The sequence below is a fragment of the Streptomyces sp. NPDC059832 genome (assembly GCF_042731715.1).
Lineage (GTDB): Bacteria > Actinomycetota > Actinomycetes > Streptomycetales > Streptomycetaceae > Streptomyces.
In genome coordinates, this window is the sequence record NZ_JBHWIY010000076.1 from 6,835 (window position 1) to 10,003 (window position 3,169).

General features: G+C 68.6%; 3 protein-coding genes and 1 pseudogene. 3 read left to right on the forward strand and 1 reads right to left on the reverse strand.

Annotated elements, in window-relative coordinates; genetic code table 11:
- Positions 1 to 390: 390 nt before the first annotated feature.
- A complete protein-coding gene (locus ACFV8T_RS44770; protein ID WP_385339480.1) occupies positions 391 to 1,446 on the forward strand; it encodes a hypothetical protein in 1,056 nt (351 codons plus the stop codon).
- Between the two features lie 55 nt (positions 1,447 to 1,501).
- Here ACFV8T_RS44770 and ACFV8T_RS44775 read toward each other — a convergent pair.
- A pseudogene (locus tag ACFV8T_RS44775) lies at positions 1,502 to 1,621 on the reverse strand (IS5/IS1182 family transposase); the annotation flags it as partial.
- Between ACFV8T_RS44775 and ACFV8T_RS44780 the strand changes: the two are divergent.
- Positions 1,581 to 1,832: a hypothetical protein gene (locus tag ACFV8T_RS44780; protein ID WP_385339482.1), complete on the forward strand. Its 252-nt coding sequence runs from the start codon at positions 1,581 to 1,583 to the stop codon at positions 1,830 to 1,832. The pseudogene ACFV8T_RS44775 and the gene ACFV8T_RS44780 overlap by 41 nt on opposite strands.
- Positions 1,833 to 2,162: 330 nt before the next feature.
- Positions 2,163 to 2,558 (forward strand): hypothetical protein, encoded by a 396-nt coding sequence (locus ACFV8T_RS44785; RefSeq protein ID WP_383079417.1) that lies wholly within the window; start codon positions 2,163 to 2,165, stop codon positions 2,556 to 2,558.
- Positions 2,559 to 3,169: the final 611 nt, after the last annotated feature.

The window sequence follows — 3,169 nt, forward strand, 5'->3', positions numbered from 1 at the left end:
GGGGGGGGGGGGGGGGGAGGGGGGGGGGGGGGGGGGGGGGGGGGGGGGGGGGAGGGGAGGGGGGGGGGGGGGGGGGGGGGGGGGGGGGAGGGGGGGGGGGGGGGGGGTGGGGGCCGCCCCCCCCCCCCCCCCCCCCCCACCGCCATGAGGCATGAAGGCGGAGGGCCACGGGATGCCGGGCACTGGGCCTCCGCCAACTTGAAGGCGCAGGTCAAAGGGCTGGTGTGACGGTCGTTCGCAGTGCTCATGCTGGTCGTGAGCGGCAGTCTGAGCAGTAGATCGTCTGTCAACCGCACCCCGGCCTGACGGATGATCGGGGGCCGTAGAGCGGGTGCTGCCAGGGGCTGGAGATCTGGGTACTTCAGCTGCGTTGGTATCTGGCTGCCATGTGTGGAATACCTTCTTCGGCTCCCAGCGCATCTCGTCGAGCATCCGGACGACGCCGTAGGAGCCAAGGTCTTGCTCCCCGGGCCTGCTGTAACCGGCGAAGGTGAACCAAAGCGCGGTGTCCACGCCTTCCTCCTCGAAGATGTCCAGCAATTCGGTGAGGTAGCGCGCCTGCTCGTCCTCGTCCGGGACCGCGCCGTGCGGCACCTGCCAGGCCATGCCGCCACGTTCTCCCGCGCCCTGGTACGCGCAGGTTCCGTACTCGGTCACCGCGACGGGCTTGCCGTGGGCGAGGTGCCCACGCAGCTCGTCCCGGAAGCTGTCGGCGTTGTCGGAAGCCCGGTAGGCATCGATGCCGACGAGGTCGAAGGCACCCCAGTCGACGAACTCCCAGGGGGCCGAGGCATAGGTGACCTGCCCGCCGAAGTGCGTACGGACGGTCACGGCGATCTGGGAGAGGAAGTCGTTGAGGCGTTCTTGCACCGGTCCGAGGGAGGACCACCACTCCATGTCGGCGCTGGCCATGGCCCGCAGGCGGTCGCCGTAGGTGTCGCCTGGGAGGAAACCGCCGCAGAAGGCGCTGACCTCGCAGCCGGCGACGAACACCACATCGGCGCCAGCCTCCCGTATGGCTTCGGCCCGAGCAGCGCAGTCGGCGAAGAACGGGAGCAACTGGTCGCGGGGAAGGTCCACGGGAAAGGGGGCGAACCAGACCTCAAGGCCCGCGTCTGCAGCGTGCCGGGCAGCGATGCTCAACCGTTCAGGCTCTCGTCCGGAGATACGAACGGCGTCGCAGTGAAGATCCCCGGAGATCACTGCCATGTCGTGCCGGACCGTCTCAGGGGTGAAGCTCTTGCGGGAGAGTTCTTCCCCTGGGAGAAACCCGGTGTCGTAGTTGATGCCCCGTGCGCGCACGTCCATGTCCCTTCACTTGACCGTTGCCGTGTTCCAACAAGTCAAAGACGCGCTCGGGGTTCTTGGCCAGAGGGCGGAACGGCTACCGAGGGTGGCGTCGCATCCGGAAGAACCCAGGGGCGGGCCTGGCAGACGATCACCTGACGCGGTCAAGGCTCACCCCGTGCACAACCGCCGGGAATCTCCATGCGGTGTTGTCTCAGCGGTTGACTTCGAGGTTGGTCAAGACGAGCAGAGCGCGCAGGAGCTGAGTGGCGCGGGCGGGGTCGGTGCGGAGCTTGGCGAGGATCCGCCAGTTCTTCAGGTGGGCAAAGCCATGCGACGGCGCCGACAACCTGTCCAAGTCTGCCGGCATCGGCGCCCCGCTGACTCCCGACCCGGCCAAGCTGCCCCCCGAACCGGCCCGGCTCACCGGCATCCTCGACGCCCTCGGCCAGCAACCACCCGGCTCCTCCCAGACCCCACGCACCCTCTACAGCGGCACCGCCCTCGGCGTGACCTGGCAACACGACACAGACAGCCGCCCATAAAGCTGCATCCGGACCACCTGCGCGACGACCACGTCAGCCGCACGTCCAGCACCCAGTACCGGCTGACGCCACAGGCAGGCTGGGTGCTGCACACCCCGCGCCATACCGACCGGCAACCAACTGGCCCGCACCCTCACCGACCGCATCAGAACTCTCGAACCTGAAACAGCATTACCTGCCATGAGATAAAATCCCACGAAAGCGATCCCCTACTGGGTGTAGCGGCGGGCCGCCATTCAGCGGGTGATGTCCGTGATCCGGGGTCGCTCGTGCGGGTGGCGCCCGTCGGATGCGGGGCGAACGGTGCGGGCGCGGACCAGGATGCCGGTCATGACTACTTCTCCCCCGCCGTCGCCGTACGGCCGCTGGACTGCCGTCAACGAGCCCGAGCCGGGCGCTGGGGGCGCCGACACCCTGGCCACCGCCCTGGCCTTGTACGACGCGAACGAACGGTCCTCGGGCAGCACGGTGTGGCCCACCGCCGCGCTGATCAGCGTCACCCGCCCCGACGGGCAGCTCCTTGGCGTCTTCGGGGCCGACGCCGAAGACGTCGCAGTCATCAGCAGGGCCGTACTGACCCTCTCGGACGACCGCTACGGCCCCATGCGGGCCGAAGACCTCACCGCCCTGGTCGAGAACATCCGCCAGGGAGCCTGGCAGCAGCCGCATCCGACCGGCCGGTGTGACGACGACGAGTGCTCGCGCTGCTGGAACCCACCGGGCTGAAGCCGCGGGATGGACCGCCGGCACATCTGCTGCCAGGACTCGTGAACAAAGCCAGGCGGCCGGATTCCAGCTGAACGTCCCGGCGCCGCCGGACGCCTGCTCCTGGTGCTCGTCGGCGCGGGCAGTGACCATCCGGGCCGGAGCGGCCGGCACATGGAGTTGGGGCGACGTCCGCCGCCGGTTCACCACCCCCACCGGGCGGTGGCTACCGATCGCGGCAGACGGGATCGAACTGTTCCGGATCGCATCGGTCACGGTCAGCCGTTACCGATACCGGGCCAGCACGATCCCCAACCCATGGCACCCTGCGAACCCCGTCTGACGGCAGAGACCGTGGAGAGCCCGTTGCGCTGAGAGGCGCACGGCGGGTTGGGCGAGAGGTCCGGAGAAACGGACCGGGAGCAATCCCGGCACCGCGCTCCGGGCCTACTCAGCGGAGCGATCGCGGAGCGTTACCTCGGTGTTCGATTGCAAGGAGTCTGGCTCATGTGAGACGGCATACACCTTGTCGCCTAATACTCCAGTCAGATTTGGTGTCCTGAGCTGGCTCTTTTCAGGTAGTGGCATCGTTGGGCGATGGCTTGGTGGCGTCTGCGCCAGTGGGACCATCT